We start from the raw sequence: 17,393 nt of genomic DNA on the forward strand, positions 1-17,393 counted from the left end.
GACGTGTTAGGTAGTGTCACGATGATCCTCTTCCTGTCTCCCATCGAGCCTAGCTCGCCCGGGAAGGCTGTCTCCTCTCAGCCTGACAGACAGGGCGGCGGCGATGCCGATGTCTGTCCTGACCCTACGAGCTCACATCCGGCCCCTGCCTAACCCAGTCGTCGGTTCGGCTGGCTGCCGCTGCGCGCGTCGTTTGTCCCAGCCGAGAAGACCGGCCCAAGGAGACGTGCCGATTGGTTCGCCACTACGGCTCGTCCACGACTATGCCCGCTTCCCAATCCCTCTTCAGGAAGGCTCGCGCATGTTTGAACAGGATGAGCTGGCCCGGTACGGCTACCGCCAAGAACTAGCCCGGAAGCTGCGGTTCCGAGACCTGATCGCGTACGGGCTGGTGTACATGGTGCCGATCGCGCCGATGGCGATCTTCGGCAGTGTGTACGTCGGCTCCGGCGGGATGGTGGCCCTGGCGTACGCGGTCGGTGTGGTGGCGCTGGTGTTCACGGCGTCCTCGTACGCGCAGATGGTGAAGGCGTTCCCGATGTCGGGCAGCGTCTACAACTACGCCGGCCGCGGCATCAGCCCGCCGGTCGGCTTTCTGGCCGGCTGGGTGATCCTCCTCGACTACGTCCTCGTGCCCGGGCTGTTGTATCTGGTGGCGTCGGTGGCGATGCACTCGACCGTGCCGGCGGTGCCGATGTGGTTGTGGCTGGTCGGTTTCGTCGCCGTCAACACGGTCGTCAACTCGGTCGGGATCCGGATGACCGCGGTCGTAACCCGGGTGATGCTGGTCGGCGAGCTGATCGTCCTGGCGATCTTCCTGGCCGTCGCCGGCTGGGCCCTCGCCACGGGGAAGGGCCGGTTCAGCTGGGACGCCTTCTACAACGCCGACACGTTCACCTGGTCCCTCGTCGCGGGTGCGGTGTCGATCGCGGTGCTGTCCTTCCTCGGCTTCGACGGCATCAGCATGCTTGCCGAGGAGACCAAGGGCGGCTCGCGGCAGGTCGGCCGCGCTATGGCCGCCGTCCTGGTGCTGGCCGGCGTGCTGTTCATCGCGCAGACGTGGCTGGCCGCGATGCTCATCCCCGACCCCGGCACCCTCCTGGCGGAAGGCGATCCGAACGGCACCGCCTTCTACGACGCCGCCGCCGTGGCCGGCGGCGGCTGGCTGTCGACCTTGTGTGCCGTGGCGACGGCGATCGCGTGGGGGCTGCCGAACTCGATGGTCGCCCAGGTCGCCACCTCCCGGCTGCTCTATGCGATGGCCCGCGACCGGCAACTGCCGGCGTTCCTGGCGAAGGTGTCGATCCGCCGGAACGTGCCGATCAAGGCGACCCTGCTCACCGGCGTCGTGTCTCTCGCCCTGGGCCTGTACATGGCAACCAGGGCGGACGGGATCACGCTGCTGTCGTCACTGATCAACTTCGGGGCGATGGTCGCCTTCCTCGTCCTGCACGTCTCCGTGGTGGTGCACCACCTCATCCGAGCGCGTAGCGGGAACTGGTGGGCGCACTTGGTGATGCCCGGCATCGGGTTCGTGATCCTCGCTTACGTGGTGGTCAACGCCAACATCGCCGCCCAGCGTCTCGGCCTGGCCTGGCTGGCTCTCGGCGTGGTCGTCCTTGCCGGCCTGTACCTGTCGGGGCGCCGGCCGGTGCTGTCCGGCCTGGCACCCGCCGCGCCGCAGCACCTGCGTGATGTGGAGAGGGTGTGACCGGCATGGAGAAGATCACCTACCGGCCGGCGCGGGACGAGTTCGCCTACACCTTCGGCGGTCGGATGCCGGTTGCGCATGTGCGTTCTGGTGATGTGCTGGAGGTGTTCACGGAGGACTGCTTCGGCGGTCTGGTGCGGGGGCCGGGGGACCTGCCCTCGCAGGTGTGCCGCATGCCCTATCTCAACCCCGTGTCGGGGCCGTTCTTCGTCGAGGATGCCGAGCCCGGCGACACCCTCGCCATCCACCTCGCCTCGATCATGCCGGCCCGGGATTGGGGTGTGTCGTCGACGTTCCCGCACTTCGGTGCCCTCACCTCGACCTCCCACACCGCCACCCTCCAGCCACCCCTGCAAGAGCGTGTGTGGATGTATGGCATCGACCGTCAGGCCGGGACGGTGCGGTTCCAGGCCACCGACACCGACCACACCGTCGACCTGCCCCTGGACCCGATGATCGGCACGATTGGTGTCGCGCCCGGCGGCATGGAGGCCCGGTCCACCGTCGTTCCGGACATCCACGGCGGGAACCTCGACACGCCCCATCTGAGAGCCGGGAGCACCCTGTATCTCGGGGTGAATGTGCACGGGGCGATGCTCGCCCTCGGCGACGGCCACGCCTGCCAGGGCGAGGGCGAGGCCTGCGGCGTCGGGGTGGAGATCGCCACCACCACAACCCTGATCATCGAGGTCATCAAGGGTGCGCCGATGGTCTGGCCGCGCCTGGAGACCAATACGTCGATCATGTCGATCGGGTGTGCCCGGCCGCTGGAGGACGCCTACCGCATCGCCCACCACGACTTGGTCGGCTGGGTCAGCACGCTGACCGGCCTGGGCACCCTCGACGCCTACCAGCTGGTGTCACAGGCGGGCAGGGCGCCGATCGGCAACGTGTGCGACCCGAACTACACGATCCTCGCCGCAGTCGACAAGGCGCTGCTCCCGGCTCCTGCCGCCGCCTATGACGGGGTGCACGCCCGGCTGCGCCAGTCCGCGGCGGGCTGCGGTAGGGGCGACGGCAGATGAGCATGCCTCGACTGCCGCTGCGCGACGAGCTGTTCCTGCTCGGCCACAACGACGACACCGGCCAGCCGCACATCCACCGCCAAGCCCTCGCCCTCGGTCTCGCCGGCGCGGTACTTATCGACCTGTTCCTGGCCGGACGGATCGTCCTCGGCCCGAACGACGACCGCCCCGCCGCGGACCGGTGGCTGCGTATGCACCTCGACCGACCGGTCGGTGACCTCATCGCCGACGCCGCGCTGACCTCCATCCGCTACGCCCGCACCGCCCCACGGGTGAAGGTGTGGCTACGCGGTTTCGCCGACGACCTGTACGAGCGCACCCGCGCCGGCCTGGTCGCCGCAGGCGTCCTGCGGCACACCGCCCGGCGTCGCTTCGGCGGCATCGTCCGCACCGACACCTACCTCGCGACCGATAACAAGTGGGCGGTCGTCGCCCGCGCCCGCCTGCGCTACCTCGCCGCCGGCCGGGAACAACCCGACAACCACACCGCCGCCCTCGCCGGCCTCGTCGCCGTCCTCGGCCTGGCCGCCCACCTCTACCTCGACGACGACACCACCACGCTGACCGCGCACCTGAAGACCATCGCCGGCCAGCACCACCGCCCGGTCCGCGACATCACCGCCACCGTCGACGCCGCGGTCGGTGACCTCGCCACCGCCACCTACCGCTAACCCATCGGAGCACAACCATGTCCTCGCGCAGTCGTGTTCGTGCTGCCCGCTGGTCGGACCGAGAGGCCGTCGCCGGGCTGATCGCCGACGCCCTGAACCCCACCCCGCTCGCCGCCTGGCTGGTACCCGACCCGGCACGACGGCGCCAGGCCCTGGCCGCCGTCGCCGTGATCTGGGTGGAGCACGCGATGTTCTTCGGCGACATCCACCTCACCGACGACCTCACCGCCACCACCGTCGGCTTCCACCGCTACCGGCCCATCCCACCACCGGCCAACTACCACACCCGACTCCGCGAGGCCGCCGCGGCGCACGCCGACCGGTTCGAGTTGCTGGACACGCTCGTTGCCGACAGGCAGCCCACCGAGCCGCACTACCACCTGGCGATGCTCGCCGTGCACCCCGACGCCCGCCACGCCGGGTTGGCCAGGGCGATGCTGCGCTACCACCGTGACCGCCTCAACCGCGTCGACCTGCCGTCCTGCACCACCATCCTCACCGGCGGCGACCGTCTGCTCGCACGCTACGGCTACGCACTCCGACCCGCCGTCACCCTGCCCGACGGCCCGACCCTGCACCCGATGCGCCGCAACACCCACCGCGACAACCCCGCGATGCCCATCAACGCCACCCGCCCCGACGCCCACTGGCACGACCTCCACGCCTAACCGCCGGCCGGACCCGGCCGAAACCCCGGGACGGACCGACCACAGCCATCCCACGGACACGACATCACCCCATGGCCTTCCCCCGCAGATACCCGCCAGACCTCATCGACACCGTCGTCCAGCGCGTCGCCGACGCCCGCGCCATCCGCGCCTACGGCGCCATCACCACCGTCGCCCGGCAAATGAACCTCGACCCCCGCCTCGTGCAGAAGTGGGTCACCAAAGCCACCACACCACCCGCCGCCACACCCGCCGAGGCCGGTGACCCGTGGGAGGTGTACCTGCCGGCGGGGCTGCTGCACTGCCGGTTCTGCCACCAGGACATGAACCCGGCCGAGCCGCCGGACCCCGCGCCCGGCTACCAGTGCCCGGCCGGCTGCCGACCCCGACCCCTCGCCGCTGTCACCCTCGCCGACACCGTCGGTCGGGCGATCCTGCACCACGCACCACGTCTCACACCCCGGACCGGTGTACCGACGCCTCCACACCTGCTCGCCATCCACGCCGAACGGGTCCTCGCCCGCATCACCGCCGGCGCCACCGCCTGGGACCTCACCCTCACCTGGCGGTCCGAACCACTGCGCGCAGTCGACCAGCACGATGCCGAACGCGGACGGCGACTCGCCGCCGCCCGCATGCTCGCCGCCACCGACCCCCTACGCGCCCGGCGGCTCCTGCGCGACACGCTCGCAGGCGTCGACCCCGCCACCGCACCCCCTCACCCGCTACACGCCGAGGCCGCAACCCTCCTGGCCGAACTACTTCTGCGCCTCGACCAGCCCACCGACGCCGTCGGCTGGGCCACCTACGCCCACCACAGCATGTGCCACCTCCACAGGCCAAGCCAGCCGCGCGTCCTGGATGCCCTTCACCTCCTCGCCCTCGCCCACCGGCGGGCCGGACACCCCCAACGCGCCCACCACCTCTACCGGCAACTCGCCGAGCACCTCGCCGCCACCGAAGGCCCGCATGCCCACCGCACCCTCGCCACCCTCGCCAACACCGCCCTCGTCCTGCACGATCTCGGCCACTGCCACGCCGCCCGAGCCCTGCTCGCCGACACCATCACCACCCACCGCCGCCACCACCCCGGCCATCCCGCTACCGCCCGCATGACCCACCACCTGACCCGCATCTGGCGCGACTGCGCCGCCCAGGGCCACCACCACGATCAGGACACCTGACCCCGGCCACGGCGTGCCCGCGAAGATCCAGATACACGAGCGAGCGCCCACGCCAGGCCCACACGCTTCGGGTAACCTGTGGGCCTGCGGGCCGTTAGCTCAATGGCAGAGCTGAGGACTTTTAATCCTTAGGTTCTGGGTTCGAGTCCCAGGCGGCCCACCTATAGCGCATGACCTGGGAAAGCGTAAAACCGGATGGGCGGTACGCGAACCGCCTTGGCGAGGCGCGCTGCGACCTGGGTAAACGTGTCCCGGTGGAGCTGTCGTGGGTCGTGTGGTGACGGCGGGCGGTTCGAGGGCACGTTGATCGGGCGGATCGGCTACTGCTCGGGTGCACTGACGCCGGCGGGCGGCTCGTCGGTAAGCAGCTGGCACTTGACTGAGCCGGCACCGAGCCTCTTCCGCGGCAGAAGTGCGGGTCAAGGGATCGAAGCGGCGGTGTGGTCGCCAGCTTGGTCGAGCGTTTTGGGCTCCTACCAGGCAGTTCAGCCTGATCGCAACGTCGTCTCCGCCGAGGCGTAGCCGACGATCACGCGAGAAGCCCAGAGTCGTGGCGGCTTGGGCCGATTTCGAGGAACAGCTCGTGACGATGAGGGTTCATGTGCCCGGACCGTCCGCGATCGTTCCGGCGCTGTTGATCACCTCGTCCACCCAGCCGTCGTAGCGCAACCGGATCAGCATGATGTGGACTCCGACGCCGAGTGGCCCGTTCCGAAATCCCTCGGTATTCAGCGTTGCTATCTACCGGTACCTAGCGATACTGTCTACCGGTAGCTAGCGTCGCTTGGTAGTGAGGGGATGGTGGCATGGGCAACCAGATGACAGAGATGCTGAAGGGCACTCTCGAAGGCATCGTCCTGGCGATCCTGGCCCGCAGATCCGCATACGGCTACGAGATCACCGCGTGGCTGCGCGACCGCGGATTCTCGGACATCGCGGAAGGCACGATCTACGCGCTGCTCGTCCGCGTCGAGCAGCGCGGATTCGTGGACGTGGAGAAGGTTCCCTCCGAAAAAGGGCCCCCGCGGAAGGTGTATTCGCTCAACGCGAAGGGGCGGGACCAACTCGCCGAGTTCTGGAGGACGTGGAGCGTCCTCGCGGAACGCATCGAGCAACTCCACCACAACGACAACCAAGATGACGAAGGAGCATGAGGGTGGCCGCGAAGTGGATCGAGACGCTCGTCGGGTCGTTTGAGCAGAAGAAGCAGTACAAGCACCACATGGCCCGGATCGAGGCCCTGCCGGAGCCCTATCGCAGCGCGGCCAAGGCTCTTCAGCGGTACCTCATGTACCACGGAGGGATCCTCGACGGCGACACGCTCATCACGATGCTCGGCGACTTCGTCGACCTCTGGGAGCGTGCGGTCGCCGACGGAACGCCGGTCCGCGCGATCGTTGGCGACGACCCAGTCGAGTTCGCCGAGACGTTCCTGCGGGCGTACTCAGGCAAGCAGTGGATAGACAAGGAACGCGAGCGCCTCCGGAAGGCGATCGACACCGCCGCCGGCGACGACGGCGAGGAGAAGAGCGCATGACCACCGAGACGCGCGAACCCGCGATCAGGGTGAAGGCCATCACGAAGTCCTACAAGGACCTGCACGTGCTGCGGGGCGTCGACTTCGACGTGGCAGCCGGTAGCATCTTCGCTCTGCTCGGCTCGAACGGCGCCGGAAAGACCACGCTGGTGCGGATCCTGTCGACGTTGCTGAAGGCGAACACCGGCACCGCGACCGTCCACGGCTTCGACGTCTCCTCGGCCCCGGGCGACGTACGCAAGTCGATCAGCCTGACCGGCCAGTTCGCCGCAGTCGACGAAGTGCTCACCGGCCGGGAGAATCTGGTCCTGGTCGCGAAGCTCCGCCACCTGAAGAACCCGGGTGCGATCGCCGACGACATGCTCGCCCGCTTCTCGCTCACTGATGCCGGGAACCGTCGGGCGGCGACGTACTCGGGCGGCATGCGCCGGCGGCTGGACATCGCGATGAGCCTTGTCGGCAACCCGCCGGTCGTATTCCTCGACGAGCCGACCACCGGCCTCGACCCGCAGGCCCGCATCGAGGTCTGGCAGACGGTGAAGCAGCTCGCCAAGGATGGCACGACCATCCTGCTGACCACCCAGTACCTCGACGAGGCCGAGCAACTCGCCGACCGGATCGCGATCCTGCACAAGGGCACGATCATCCAGAACGGCACTCTCGCCGAGCTGAAGCAGCTCCTCCCGTCCGCCAAGGTCGAGTACGTCGAGAAGCAGCCGACCCTCGAGGACGTCTTCCTCGCCCTCGTTGGCGACACCAGTGACACCGCCGACAAGGCAGCCATGTCCGCAGGAGAGGAATCCCGATGACCGCCCACGTCCTCAGCGACACCGGAACCCTCACCGGCCGCTCCCTGCGTCACATCCTCCGCAGCCCGGACACCATCATCACCACAGCGGTCACCCCCGTCGCGCTGATGCTGCTTTTCGTGTACGTGCTAGGCGGAGCCATCAACACCGGATCCGCCGAGTCGTACATCAACTACATGCTCCCGGGCATCCTGCTCATCACCATCGCCTCCGGCATCGCCTACACGGCGTACCGCCTGTTCCTCGACATGCAGGGCGGCATCTTCGAGCGCTTCCAGTCGATGCCGATCCCACGGCCCTCCGTGCTCTGGGCGCATGTTCTGACCTCACTCGTCGCCAACCTGGCCTCGCTCGTGATCGTCACAGGTGTCGCGCTGATCATGGGGTTCCGCACCGGCGCATCCGTAGCCGACTGGCTCGCCGTCGCCGGCATCCTGATCCTGTTCACCCTCGCCCTCACCTGGATCGCCGTGATAGCGGGCCTCTCCGCCAAGACCGTCGACGGCGCGAGCGCCTTCAGCTACCCGCTGATCTTCCTGCCCTTCATCAGCTCGGCGTTCGTCCCCACCGACTCGATGCCTGGCCCGGTCGCGTGGTTCGCCGAGAACCAGCCGGTGACGTCCATCGTGAACACTCTCCGCACGCTGTTCGCGCAGCAACCCGTCGGCAACGACATCTGGATCGCCCTCGCCTGGTGCGCCGGCCTGCTCGTGGCCGCCTACGCCGCCGCGACAGCGATCTACCGCAAGAAGATCAGCTAGCCGATCGCAAGAAGACAGCGCCGCATCCGCATGGATGCGGCGCTGTTTTCTGCGCAGGTCTGCCCCTGTGCGCGGCACAGTTGATACGCGCAGCTCGCCGAGGGTGCGCCGAGGTGCGGCCACGGAGGCACCCGCCCCGGTCGGGGACGGGCGCTTCCGGGCGTACGGGATGGGCGGTCAGGCCCGTCCGGCGGTCCGGGCGACGAAGGCGCGCCAGGCCGTGGGGGCGAAGGTCAGGGCCGGGCCGGTCGGGTCCTTCGAGTCGCGGACGGCGACCACGCCGGGCAGGTTGTCGGCCACCTCGACGCAGTTCCCGCCGCTCGAACCGCTACGGCTGGACTTGCGCCACCGGGCGCCACTGAGGTCCATGATGGCTCTCCACTTCCTTCATGAGGTCGATGGACTGCCGACGCGGGAGCGCTTCGTTTCGCACGCCCTCCCACTTCGCCAAAAGACTAGCGACATCATCCTTGCTGTCGGCCACCACGCCGCCCAGTTGGTTTTCCAGATGCCCGACCCACCCGCCGTCGGCCGACCGAGCCAGCGCGAAGGGACCGGACAGGCCGATGTGCAGCCCGGTCGCTGCCGGGATCACGTGCACGTGAACGTGGGGCAGTTCCGCCATCGCGACGAGGTGCGCGATCTGCTCGGCCATGATGCCGCTGAATCCGTCGCCCGTCCTGCGCAGTGCGGATTCGTCCAGGACCGCGACCAGTTGCGGTGGGTTCTCGCCGGTCAGAATCTTCTGCCGGTCCATGCGGGTGCTCACCTGCTGGTCGACCTCCGTCGCCGACATCAGGTCGTTGAGGCGCATGACGACGCGGGCGTAGTTCTCGGTCTGCAGCAGGCCGGGGACCAGCAGTGGCTCGAACAGCCGGAGTTGCCGCGCTGCGCGTTCGGCGTCGAGCCAGGGGAGGAACCAGGAGGGCGCGCCGACGCTGGCGACGAGCCGTTCGAAGAGCCCGCCGGTCTTGAGCGCCCGGTCGGCGCCCTTGATGAAGTCCATCGTCAGGGCGCGGGTGCCGCCCTCGACGGCGCTGACGTGCGACGCGCTGAACCCGGCACCCCGGCCGAACGTCTCCTGCGTCATGCCGGCACCACCTCGGGCGCGGCGGATCTCGGCCACGACGAAGGCGGCGAGCGGGCTCGGCACGTCGGCCATTCAGAGCCTCCCAGTTTGAAGATCGACTACCCACGGCGCCACCCGCCGGGCGCGGGTTCGGCCAGCCCCACCCGGACGCCCGCAGAGCCTTCCGAGCGTAGTCGCCTACACAGCAGAGTGTCACCAGCGAGGGCCGCTCGTGGAGCACTGGCCGGGGGCGGTCCTCGCGGGGGCCGCCCCCGGGCGAGCATCCGTCGGCGGCCCCCATCCGAGCACCGGACAGGCAAACAGACAGGGCGACGGACGGGAGGCAGGCGTGACGGGCGACGGGCCGCGCCGGGAGGGCGCGATCGTGACGGGCGAGGTCATCCGCGTGCCGGAGGACTCCTACCGGTTCGGCACCGGGATTCTCACGCTGTACGTCACCGAGATCCTCAGCCGGGGGCCGTTCGAGGGCGCGGAGTGGGTCGAGCTGCGCGGCCGGGAGCTGGCCCTGGACGGCACGCTCCGGCGACGCGAGCGGTACGCCTTCGTCCGGGTGGACCGGGCGACCGTCGTCACGGTGCCGGCGCGGTGACCCGCCGCCGCGACCACCTGCCGTCCCGGCCCACCTGGCGCTGCGCGGCCTGCGGGATCGCCTGGCCCTGCTCGGCGGCGAAGCTGCGGCTGCTCGGCGAGTACCGCACCGACCGGACCGCGCTGCTGGTCTGTCTCGGCACCCTTCAGGCCGAGGCGGCCGGGCAGCTCGCGGAGCTGGACGGCGAGCGGCCGTGCACCGACCTGGCCGAGCGCTTCACCGGCTGGGCTCGCCCGCGCGGGCAGGACGCCCCCTGATCCCGCCCGGGCCGGTCTTCCCGTGGGCCGGCCCGGGCGGTCCCCTCGTCGTGCGGTGGACGCTCGCTTATCGGGTCGAGCGGTCCGGCCATGGCCGGGAGGATCACGCCCCGGTTGACTGGCGGGGACGACGACGGGGGAGGAACACCTATGTCCGAGACGATCCGCACGGCCGCCCTGGCCGGGGCGACCCTGACCACCGGGCTGGTGGCGGGGCTGTTCTTCGCGTTCACCTGCGCGGTCATGCCGGGTCTTGGCGCGACCGACGACCGGACGCTGATCGGCACCATGCAGTCGATCAACCGGAAGATCCTCAACGGCTGGTTCCTGGGCGCGTTCCTCGGCGCGCTGCTGCTGCTCGCCCTGGCCGCCGCCCTGCACCTGACCCGGGGCGGCCCGGCCCTGCTCTGGACCGTCGCCGCGCTGGCCTGCTACCTGGTCACCTTCGTCGTCACCGTACGCCTCAACGTGCCGCTGAACGACCGGCTGGAGGCCGCCGGCCCGGTGGACCGGATCGGCGACCTGGCCGAGGTGCGGGCCTGGTTCGAGGTGGCCTGGGTGCGCTGGAACCTGGTCCGCACGCTCTCCTCGGTGGCCGCGTTCGCCTGCCTGATCGGCGCCCTGCTGACCCGGCGCGGCTGACCCGCCTCGCCGGCTCCTTGCGCGGCTGAGCGCCCCTGCCGGCCCTGGCGCGGCTCGCCGACCCGGCACGCCGGCACCGCCCGTCACCCACTACCGCCACCGCCGGGAGACCAGGAGGCCAGGAGGCCAGGAGGCCGGGAGGTCGGCAGGCATGGGCGGCCCGGCGCGGGGAACCGTGCCCGCATGAGGATCAGCAGCACCCCGGCCGTCGCGGCCTCCGGCGAGGAGACCGGCCCCGACGGCGTACGGGAGCCGGCCGGCGAGGTGCACGCCTGGCTGCCGGGCCAGAACCAGACCGTCTGCGGGCTCCCGCTCAGCCGGACCCGGCTGCGCCGCTTCCCCCACGTGCGGTTCGAGTACCGGTCGACGGACGTGCTCACCGAGGCGGACCCGGTCGGCCGGATCTGCCCGCGCTGCCTGGCCGCCTCCGACGGCCGGCGCCGGGACGAGAAGAAGAGCTGGGTGCGCCACTCGCCCCGCCCCTGACGGTCGCCCCGCCCCTGACGGCCGCCCTGCCCCTGCCGGCCGCCCCTGATGGCTGCCGGGCGCGGCGATTGGCGGGCGGCTGACCGGGTACGGGGTCGGGTATGCGGATCGTGGTGGTGGGCGCGACCGGCAACGCCGGCACCGCCCTGTTGCGCCGGCTGCGCCGGGAACGCGGAGTGGATCTCGTCGGGGTGGCGCGCCGGCTGCCGGGGCCGGACGCCGGTGAGCCGTACGACCAGGTGGAGTGGCACTCCTGCGACGTCGGGCTGCCGGGCGCGGCCGACCAGCTCGCGGAGGTCCTCGCCGGGGCCGACGCGGTGGTGCACCTGGCCTGGCAGATCCAGCCCAGCCACGACCAGCGGGTGCTGCGCCGGACCAACGTCGGCGGCAGTGCGGCGGTGGTCGACGCCGTGGTCCGCGCGAACGTGCCGGCCCTGGTGGTCGCCTCGTCGGTCGGCGCGTACGCGCCCGGCCCGAAGGACCACCCGGTCTCCGAGCGCTGGCCGGCGACCGGGGTGCCCGGCTCGTCGTACAGCCGGGACAAGGCCGAGGTGGAGGCGTTGCTGGACCGGGCCGAGCGGGAGCACCCGGGGCTGCGCGTGGTGCGGATGCGGCCCGGCCTGAACTTCCAGCGGGCGGCGGCCACCGAGATCACCCGCTACTTCCTCGGCCCGTTCGCGCCGGTCCGGCTGCTCCGTTTCGGCCGCATCCCGCTGGTGCCGACGCACCGGCGGCTGCGGATGCAGGCGGTGCACACCGACGACGTCGCCGACGCGTACGCCCGGGCGGTCCTGGGCGACGCGCGCGGCCCGTTCAACGTCGCGGCGGACCCGGTGCTGACCCCGGAGCTGGTGGCCCGGCACTTCCACGGCTGGACGGTGCCCGTGGCCGCCCCGGTGCTGCGCGCCGCCGCCGCGCTCACCTGGCGGGCGCGGCTGCAACCGATCGACGCCGGCTGGGTGGAGCTGGCCCTGAACGCGCCGCTGATGTCGAGCGAGCGCGCCGAGGCGGAGCTGGGCTGGCAGCCGCGGCACGACGCGGTCAGCGCGCTGAAGGAACTCTTCGCCGGGATGGCCGACGGCGCGCGCACCGCCAGCCCGGCGATGTCCGCCGCAGGGGGCCGCCCCGCCGCCCTGCTGCGGGGCCGCCCCGCCGGCCACGGCAACCCCTACTGACGCACGTCGCCCCGACCGGCCCCGGAAATCAGGGGCGGGCGCCCCGCCGGGGGCGGGTCACGGGCGGGAGAGGGCGAAGGCGGTCAGGAATCCGGCCACGGTGACGAGGCCGACCAGCAGGTGGGCGTCCTCGAACGCCTCCGGGACCATGGTGTCGGTGATCATCGCCAGGATGGCGCCGGCCGCCAGCGCGGTGATCGCCGCGAGCGCCGCCGGCGGGGCGTCGCCGAGCAGTGTGAAGCCCGCCACCGCCGCCACGCCGCTGACCAGGGCGATCGCCGACCAGAGCGCGAAGACGTACCGCCGGGAGCGGCCGGCCCGGCGCATGCCGGCCGCGCTGGACAGTCCCTCCGGCACGTTGCTGAGGAAGACCGCGACCACGGTGACCAGGCTGACCGGCCCGCCGGCCAGCAGACTGGCCCCGATCACCACCGATTCGGGTACGCCGTCCAGCAGCGCGCCGACCGCGATCGCGGAACCCGAGCCGGGCCGCTCGCCCTCGGAGGGCTGCCGGTCGCCGGAGCGTTTGCGGTGCCGCGCGCCCCACCTGGCGAGCAGCACGTTCGCCAGGGTGTAGGCGAGCGCGCCGCCGGCCGCGCCGAGCGTCGTGGGCAGCAGGCCGCCCTTCTCGTGCGCCTCCGCGATCAGCTCGAACGAGACGGCGGAGAGCAGCACCCCCGCCCCGAACGCCATGACCGACGCGATGACCCGCTGCGGCACCCGGGCGAACCAGCCCACGGCCGCCCCGAGCAACAGGGCGGACCCGGCCAGCAGCCCCCACCCACCCGCCTGCAACCACTCCGGCATTCCCGGGACCGTACCCCGTCGGCGCGCCCGCCAACCGGAGTCAGAAGTCGGCGAACAGGTATGGCAGGTGACGCGGGAAGAGGCGGCGCAGCTCCGCCGCCGCGTCCGCCGGCACCTCGCCCAGCCCCCGCAGGCCCACCTCCACCGGGTCGAGCACCCCGTATGCCAGGGCCGAGATCCCGGCGGCGGTCAGCGTGGCGCTGGGCGGCTCCCCGGCGGTGGCGGCGGCGCCGGTGACCAGTTCCAGCGCGCCGGTCGTGCCGTCCAGCAGGTACGACCCGGCCAGCCAGCGGTCACCGGTCAGCTCGACGCGCACCCGGCCCGGCCCCGTGGGCAGCCCGGCCAGCGCGTCCACCGACAGCAGCCGGGCCATCGGCGCCGACGAGCCCGGCCGGGCCACCCGCGCCTCGACGTGCACGGCCAGGTCGGTCAGCCACAGCTCCGGCGCCTCGTCGACGGGGAGTTGGACGCTCACCCGTTCCACCTGGTCGACGTGCTGGGCGAAGAACCGCAACAGCAGCGCGCGGGCCACCGGGTCGGTGACGAGCAGGTCGTCGGCGACCAGCGTGCCGCCGTGGTCGTCGATCCGGTAGGTCACCGCGCCCGTGACCGTTCCGCCGACCCGGGCGGTGAGCAGCCACCGCTCGTCGCGGTCGCGCAGCCCGACGTCCCGGTAGTCGGGGAAGATCGCGAAGCCGTGTCGCTCGCGCAGGCAGCGCTCGGTGAACTCGCGCCAGGTCGGGTAGCCCGCGCCGATCCGCTCCCAGCCCACCTCGCCGGGCAGGTCGGCGCGGAGCAGTTCGCCGAGGTCGGCCGGCGAGAAGGTGGCCGTGCGGGCCTTCGGCAGCCCGACGTAGCCGAACCGGGCGTAGAACGACGACCGGAACGGCCAGAGCGCGGTCAGCGCATGCCCCTCGTCGCGCATCTCGTCGAGCAACTGGTGCAGCAGGGCCCGGACGTGTCCCTGCCGGCGGGCCAGCGGGTGGGTGGCCACGCCGGCGACGCCGGCCATCGGCAGCACCGTGCCGCGCAGGTTCTGCCGCATGGGCACCGCCGAGGCGGCGGCCACCGTCGTGCCGTCGGACTCCACGACCAGCGTCCGGTTGCCCTCGTTGTAGGGCAGGTAGTCGCGGTACTCCTCCGCCCGGCCGGCGCGGGCCGGCGACGTCTCGAACGCGTACGCCTGGAGCGGGAAGCTGGTGGTCAGGCGCTCGTCGGAGTGCACCTGGCGGATGGTCATCCGCCAATCCCATCCCGGCTTCCCGGTCGGCGCAACCGTAATCTGGGGAACGGCCGGGCCGCGCCTCGCCGCGAGGGTCGCCGATCGGCACCTGACACCACCCGGACGGCACGATTCCCGCGTACGGGGAACCGGGCCGCGTCAGACGGCGGTGACGTCGGAGACCACGACGGTGACGTTGTCCGGCGCGCCGGCCTGGTGGGCGAGCTTGACGAGCTGCTCGCCGCACTGCTGGCGGTCGGCGTACATGCTCAGCGCCGCGGCGATCGTGGCGTCCTCGACGTAGTCGGACAGGCCGTCGCTGCACAGCAGCAGCCGGTCGCCGGCGGCCACGGTCAGCATCCCGATCGCGGGCGGCGTGTCCGCGCCCTGCACCGCCCGGGTCACCAGCGACCGCTGCGGGTGGTGGCGTGCCTGCTCCGGCGAGAGCGCCCCCTGGTCCACCAGCGCCTGGACGAAGGTGTCGTCCCGGGTGAGCTGGGTGAGCTGGGCGTCGCGCAGCAGGTAGCAGCGGGAGTCGCCGACCTGGGCCAGCACCAGCGCGTCCCCGGCGAGCAGGGCGGCGGTGAGCGTCGTACCCATGCCGTCGCGGGCCGGGTCGACGGTGATGGCGGCGTGGATGCGCCGGTTGGCGGTGCTCACCACGGCCCGCAGCGCGTCGGCGGCCTCGTCGGGGGTGGTCGGCGGGCTCAGCTCGTCGAGGATGCGGATGACGATCTCGCTCGCCACCTCGCCCGCGGGCAGGCCGCCCATGCCGTCCGCGACCGCGACGAGGCGGTCACCGGCGAGGGCGGAGTCCTCGTTGTTGGTGCGGACCAGGCCGATGTCGTTGAGGATGGCCGAGCGGAGGATCAGCGTCATGGGGTCAAGCTTGCCAAGAACACCCTGCCGCCGTCTCTACGCACTACTGCGTAGGGTGTGGGAATGATGCCGGTGTCCATGGTCGGGCGCGCCGGTGAGCTGGCCGAGCTCGACCGGGCGTGGTCCACCGTGGTCGATTCCCGACGCTCCGCGCCGGCCGTCGCGGTGATCACCGGTGAGGCCGGGGTGGGCAAGTCACTGCTGGTCGCGGCCGCCCTGGACGCCTTCGCCCCGCGGCCGGCGGTGGTGCTCTCCGGCGCGGCCCGGGTGCACAGCCCCGCCCCGTACGACTGGCTGGCCGCCGTTCTCACGGGTCGGGACACGAGCGGGCTCGACCTGCCGCCGGACGCGCTGGCCTGGCTGGCCCAGCAGCCCACCGCGCCGCGCGAGCGCTACGCGCCGGGCACCCTGCTCCGGCTCGCGGTGCGGGTCGTCCGGCTGCTGGTCGGCGCCGGCCCGGCCGTGCTGGTGGTGGAGGACCTGCACGCCCTCGACCCGGCCAGCCTGAACCTGGTCGGCGAGCTGGCCACCGCCGCCGACCTGCCGGCGCTGCTGGTCGTGGCCACCCGGCCCGCCGCCGACGCGGTCGCGCCGGACCTCGTGGTCCGCGCGCTGGCCCGGCTCTGCGGCGTCCGGGGCGCCGTCCGCCAACACCTCGGACCGCTGCTTCCGGCCGAGGTCGCCGAGGTGCTGACCCAGGTGTACGCCGACCGGCGCCCGTCCGGTCGCCTGGCGCGCGCGGTCTGGCGGCGCACCGGCGGCAACCCGTACGCGCTGACCGAACTGCTCGCCGCGCACGCCGGCCAGGGGCCCGAGGCGTTGCTCCGCCCGCCGCCGTCGGCACCGCCGGCCCGGTCGGCGCCGGCCCGGTCGACGGCGGTGGCCCGGCCCACGGCGGCCCGCTCGGCACCGGCGCGGTCGGCGGTGGTGGCGCCCCGGCCGGCCGACCCGGTCGACGCCGAGCTGACCGGGCGGGAGATCGAGGTGCTGGGCTGCCTGGTCGCCGGGATGTCCAACAAGCAGGCCGCGCGGGCGCTCGGCATCTCGGTGCGGACGGTCACCGTGCACGTGTCCAACCTGCTGCGCAAGACCGGGTCGGCGTCGCGTACGGAGGCGGCGATCTGGGCCGTGCGGCGGCGGTTGCCGGCGCCGACGCCGGTCGACGGCTGAGCCGCCCCGCGCGACCGGACCGCCAGGCCGGCCGCCCCCACCGCGCGTGGCCGGACCGTTGAGCCGCCGTGCCCGACCCCGCCGCCGGCCGGCCGCCCCGGCGCCGTCGGTGCTGCGGGGTCAGCGGCGGGGATAGCGGAGCAGGAGGCTGGCGGCGACCTCCTCGTCGCCGACGGCGGCGTACACGTGCGGCACGTCCGAGGCCCAGCGCAGGTGCTCGCCGGCGGCGGCCGTCAGCGGCGCGTCCACCGGGCCGGCGCGCAGCACGCCCGCGAAGACGGTGACGTGCTCGGTGACGCCCGGCTGGTGCGCGGGGGAGAGCTGCTCCGGGCCGGGTGCGACCAGCATCCGGTACAGCTCGTAGGTGGCGTCGGTGTCCTCGAAGACCTCCAGCAGGATGGCGGTGACCGCCGCGCCGCGGACGGTCGGTCCGGCGGCCGGGCCCGAGAGCACGGCCGTCAGCGGCACGCCGAGCTGCGCCGTGATCGCGTAGAGCGTCTCCAGGGTCGGGTTGCGGGTGCCGTTCTCCAGCCCGGAGAGGGTCGCCTTCCCCACCCCGGCCAGCCGGGCGAGGGTCGACAGGGACATCCCCCGTTCCTCGCGCAGCGCGCGTACCCGGCGGCCGACGGCGTCGGCGCCCGGATCGGGGTGCGGTGGGCGGGCTGGTGACGGGTGCGGCACCCCGCTATCGTGCTACAGGTTCTTGTTCC

General features: G+C 72.2%; 21 protein-coding genes and 1 tRNA gene. 16 read left to right on the plus strand and 6 right to left on the minus strand.

Annotated elements, in window-relative coordinates:
* Nucleotides 1-301 precede the first annotated feature (301 nt).
* The 10 genes from AB0G14_RS19105 to AB0G14_RS19150 all read left to right on the plus strand — a co-directional run bounded on the left by AB0G14_RS19105 (nt 302) and on the right by AB0G14_RS19150 (nt 8,366).
* The gene (locus AB0G14_RS19105) at nt 302-1,711 is read left to right on the plus strand and encodes an APC family permease (protein WP_357699068.1); all 1,410 of its coding nucleotides are present in this window, start codon (nt 302-304) and stop codon (nt 1,709-1,711) included.
* Nucleotides 1,708-2,736: an acetamidase/formamidase family protein gene (locus AB0G14_RS19110; protein WP_357699070.1), complete on the plus strand. Its 1,029-nt coding sequence runs from the start codon at nt 1,708-1,710 to the stop codon at nt 2,734-2,736. Before AB0G14_RS19105 ends, AB0G14_RS19110 begins: the two co-directional genes overlap by 4 nt.
* The gene (locus AB0G14_RS19115; protein WP_357699072.1) at nt 2,733-3,407 is read left to right on the plus strand and encodes a GPP34 family phosphoprotein; all 675 of its coding nucleotides are present in this window, start codon (nt 2,733-2,735) and stop codon (nt 3,405-3,407) included. The genes AB0G14_RS19110 and AB0G14_RS19115 overlap by 4 nt, the downstream gene beginning before the upstream one ends.
* Nucleotides 3,408-3,424: 17 nt before the next feature.
* Nucleotides 3,425-4,075, plus strand: coding sequence for an N-acetyltransferase (locus tag AB0G14_RS19120; RefSeq protein WP_357699074.1), 651 nt, complete (start codon nt 3,425-3,427; stop codon nt 4,073-4,075).
* A 71-nt stretch (nt 4,076-4,146) separates the two neighbouring features.
* Nucleotides 4,147-5,259 carry a tetratricopeptide repeat protein gene (locus tag AB0G14_RS19125; protein WP_357699076.1) on the plus strand — a complete coding sequence of 371 codons (1,113 nt, stop codon included), beginning with the start codon at nt 4,147-4,149 and terminating at the stop codon, nt 5,257-5,259.
* A gap of 88 nt (nt 5,260-5,347) precedes the next feature.
* Nucleotides 5,348-5,419, plus strand: a tRNA-Lys gene (locus AB0G14_RS19130).
* Nucleotides 5,420-6,065: 646 nt separating this feature from the next.
* Nucleotides 6,066-6,413 carry a PadR family transcriptional regulator gene (locus AB0G14_RS19135; RefSeq protein ID WP_357699078.1) on the plus strand — a complete coding sequence of 116 codons (348 nt, stop codon included), beginning with the start codon at nt 6,066-6,068 and terminating at the stop codon, nt 6,411-6,413.
* The gene (locus AB0G14_RS19140; RefSeq protein WP_357699080.1) at nt 6,410-6,796 is read left to right on the plus strand and encodes a DUF1048 domain-containing protein; all 387 of its coding nucleotides are present in this window, start codon (nt 6,410-6,412) and stop codon (nt 6,794-6,796) included. The genes AB0G14_RS19135 and AB0G14_RS19140 overlap by 4 nt, the downstream gene beginning before the upstream one ends.
* Entirely contained in the window at nt 6,793-7,605 is an 813-nt protein-coding gene (locus AB0G14_RS19145) for an ATP-binding cassette domain-containing protein (RefSeq protein ID WP_357699082.1), read from the plus strand. The genes AB0G14_RS19140 and AB0G14_RS19145 overlap by 4 nt, the downstream gene beginning before the upstream one ends.
* Complete coding sequence (locus AB0G14_RS19150; RefSeq protein ID WP_357699084.1) at nt 7,602-8,366, plus strand: ABC transporter permease; 765 nt, start codon at nt 7,602-7,604, stop codon at nt 8,364-8,366. The genes AB0G14_RS19145 and AB0G14_RS19150 overlap by 4 nt, the downstream gene beginning before the upstream one ends.
* 177 nt (nt 8,367-8,543) lie before the next feature.
* On the opposite strand, the gene AB0G14_RS19155 is transcribed toward AB0G14_RS19150, so the two are convergent.
* On the minus strand, nt 8,544-8,735 hold the full coding sequence (locus AB0G14_RS19155) for a DUF397 domain-containing protein (RefSeq protein ID WP_357699086.1): 192 nt from the start codon (nt 8,733-8,735) through the stop codon (nt 8,544-8,546).
* Nucleotides 8,695-9,528 (minus strand): helix-turn-helix transcriptional regulator, encoded by an 834-nt coding sequence (locus tag AB0G14_RS19160; RefSeq protein ID WP_357699088.1) that lies wholly within the window; start codon nt 9,526-9,528, stop codon nt 8,695-8,697. The genes AB0G14_RS19155 and AB0G14_RS19160 overlap by 41 nt, the downstream gene beginning before the upstream one ends.
* A gap of 256 nt (nt 9,529-9,784) precedes the next feature.
* Here AB0G14_RS19160 and AB0G14_RS19165 point away from each other — a divergent pair, with 256 nt between their 5' ends.
* The 5 genes from AB0G14_RS19165 (at nt 9,785) to AB0G14_RS19185 (ending at nt 12,605) form a co-directional block, all read left to right on the plus strand.
* A complete protein-coding gene (locus AB0G14_RS19165) occupies nt 9,785-10,045 on the plus strand; it encodes a hypothetical protein (RefSeq protein WP_357699090.1) in 261 nt (86 codons plus the stop codon).
* Nucleotides 10,042-10,302 carry a flavin reductase gene (locus tag AB0G14_RS19170; protein ID WP_357699092.1) on the plus strand — a complete coding sequence of 87 codons (261 nt, stop codon included), beginning with the start codon at nt 10,042-10,044 and terminating at the stop codon, nt 10,300-10,302. Before AB0G14_RS19165 ends, AB0G14_RS19170 begins: the two co-directional genes overlap by 4 nt.
* 150 nt (nt 10,303-10,452) lie before the next feature.
* On the plus strand, nt 10,453-10,944 hold the full coding sequence (locus AB0G14_RS19175) for an anthrone oxygenase family protein (RefSeq protein WP_357699094.1): 492 nt from the start codon (nt 10,453-10,455) through the stop codon (nt 10,942-10,944).
* A gap of 183 nt (nt 10,945-11,127) precedes the next feature.
* Nucleotides 11,128-11,430 (plus strand): hypothetical protein, encoded by a 303-nt coding sequence (locus tag AB0G14_RS19180; protein ID WP_357699096.1) that lies wholly within the window; start codon nt 11,128-11,130, stop codon nt 11,428-11,430.
* A 101-nt stretch (nt 11,431-11,531) separates the two neighbouring features.
* Nucleotides 11,532-12,605, plus strand: a complete 1,074-nt coding sequence (locus tag AB0G14_RS19185) for an NAD-dependent epimerase/dehydratase family protein (protein WP_357699098.1) — start codon at nt 11,532-11,534, stop codon at nt 12,603-12,605.
* 57 nt (nt 12,606-12,662) lie between these two features.
* Here AB0G14_RS19185 and AB0G14_RS19190 read toward each other — a convergent pair whose 3' ends face one another.
* The 3 genes from AB0G14_RS19190 to AB0G14_RS19200 form a co-directional block, all read right to left on the minus strand.
* Nucleotides 12,663-13,412 carry a ZIP family zinc transporter gene (locus tag AB0G14_RS19190; RefSeq protein WP_357699100.1) on the minus strand — a complete coding sequence of 250 codons (750 nt, stop codon included), beginning with the start codon at nt 13,410-13,412 and terminating at the stop codon, nt 12,663-12,665.
* Between the two features lie 40 nt (nt 13,413-13,452).
* A complete protein-coding gene (locus tag AB0G14_RS19195) occupies nt 13,453-14,652 on the minus strand; it encodes a GNAT family N-acetyltransferase (RefSeq protein ID WP_357699102.1) in 1,200 nt (399 codons plus the stop codon).
* Nucleotides 14,653-14,793: 141 nt separating this feature from the next.
* Entirely contained in the window at nt 14,794-15,513 is a 720-nt protein-coding gene (locus tag AB0G14_RS19200; protein WP_357699104.1) for a protein phosphatase 2C domain-containing protein, read from the minus strand.
* 63 nt (nt 15,514-15,576) lie between these two features.
* Between AB0G14_RS19200 and AB0G14_RS19205 the strand changes: the two genes are divergently transcribed.
* On the plus strand, nt 15,577-16,683 hold the full coding sequence (locus AB0G14_RS19205) for an AAA family ATPase (RefSeq protein ID WP_357699106.1): 1,107 nt from the start codon (nt 15,577-15,579) through the stop codon (nt 16,681-16,683).
* Nucleotides 16,684-16,803: 120 nt separating this feature from the next.
* On the opposite strand, the gene AB0G14_RS19210 is transcribed toward AB0G14_RS19205, so the two are convergent.
* Nucleotides 16,804-17,364: an XRE family transcriptional regulator gene (locus AB0G14_RS19210; protein ID WP_357699108.1), complete on the minus strand. Its 561-nt coding sequence runs from the start codon at nt 17,362-17,364 to the stop codon at nt 16,804-16,806.
* Nucleotides 17,365-17,393 lie beyond the last annotated feature (29 nt).

Source organism: Micromonospora sp. NPDC023814 (assembly GCF_040639595.1).
Lineage (GTDB): Bacteria > Actinomycetota > Actinomycetes > Mycobacteriales > Micromonosporaceae > Micromonospora.

What these genes read in the sequence shown, in the direction of transcription:
- AB0G14_RS19120 (WP_357699074.1), top strand. Translation starts at nt 3,425, where the DNA reads ATGTCCTCGCGCAGTCGTGTTCGTGCTGCCCGCTGGTCGGACCGAGAG.
- AB0G14_RS19135 (WP_357699078.1), top strand. Translation starts at nt 6,066, where the DNA reads ATGGGCAACCAGATGACAGAGATGCTGAAGGGCACTCTCGAAGGCATC.
- AB0G14_RS19150 (WP_357699084.1), top strand. Translation starts at nt 7,602, where the DNA reads ATGACCGCCCACGTCCTCAGCGACACCGGAACCCTCACCGGCCGCTCC.
- AB0G14_RS19195 (WP_357699102.1), bottom strand. Translation starts at nt 14,652, where the DNA reads ATGACCATCCGCCAGGTGCACTCCGACGAGCGCCTGACCACCAGCTTC.
- AB0G14_RS19190 (WP_357699100.1), bottom strand. Translation starts at nt 13,412, where the DNA reads ATGCCGGAGTGGTTGCAGGCGGGTGGGTGGGGGCTGCTGGCCGGGTCC.
- AB0G14_RS19205 (WP_357699106.1), top strand. Translation starts at nt 15,577, where the DNA reads ATGATGCCGGTGTCCATGGTCGGGCGCGCCGGTGAGCTGGCCGAGCTC.
- AB0G14_RS19145 (WP_357699082.1), top strand. Translation starts at nt 6,793, where the DNA reads ATGACCACCGAGACGCGCGAACCCGCGATCAGGGTGAAGGCCATCACG.
- AB0G14_RS19115 (WP_357699072.1), top strand. Translation starts at nt 2,733, where the DNA reads ATGAGCATGCCTCGACTGCCGCTGCGCGACGAGCTGTTCCTGCTCGGC.
- AB0G14_RS19185 (WP_357699098.1), top strand. Translation starts at nt 11,532, where the DNA reads ATGCGGATCGTGGTGGTGGGCGCGACCGGCAACGCCGGCACCGCCCTG.
- AB0G14_RS19140 (WP_357699080.1), top strand. Translation starts at nt 6,410, where the DNA reads ATGAGGGTGGCCGCGAAGTGGATCGAGACGCTCGTCGGGTCGTTTGAG.
- AB0G14_RS19175 (WP_357699094.1), top strand. Translation starts at nt 10,453, where the DNA reads ATGTCCGAGACGATCCGCACGGCCGCCCTGGCCGGGGCGACCCTGACC.
- AB0G14_RS19155 (WP_357699086.1), bottom strand. Translation starts at nt 8,735, where the DNA reads ATGGACCTCAGTGGCGCCCGGTGGCGCAAGTCCAGCCGTAGCGGTTCG.
- AB0G14_RS19180 (WP_357699096.1), top strand. Translation starts at nt 11,128, where the DNA reads ATGAGGATCAGCAGCACCCCGGCCGTCGCGGCCTCCGGCGAGGAGACC.
- AB0G14_RS19105 (WP_357699068.1), top strand. Translation starts at nt 302, where the DNA reads ATGTTTGAACAGGATGAGCTGGCCCGGTACGGCTACCGCCAAGAACTA.
- AB0G14_RS19160 (WP_357699088.1), bottom strand. Translation starts at nt 9,528, where the DNA reads ATGGCCGACGTGCCGAGCCCGCTCGCCGCCTTCGTCGTGGCCGAGATC.
- AB0G14_RS19200 (WP_357699104.1), bottom strand. Translation starts at nt 15,513, where the DNA reads ATGACGCTGATCCTCCGCTCGGCCATCCTCAACGACATCGGCCTGGTC.
- AB0G14_RS19125 (WP_357699076.1), top strand. Translation starts at nt 4,147, where the DNA reads ATGGCCTTCCCCCGCAGATACCCGCCAGACCTCATCGACACCGTCGTC.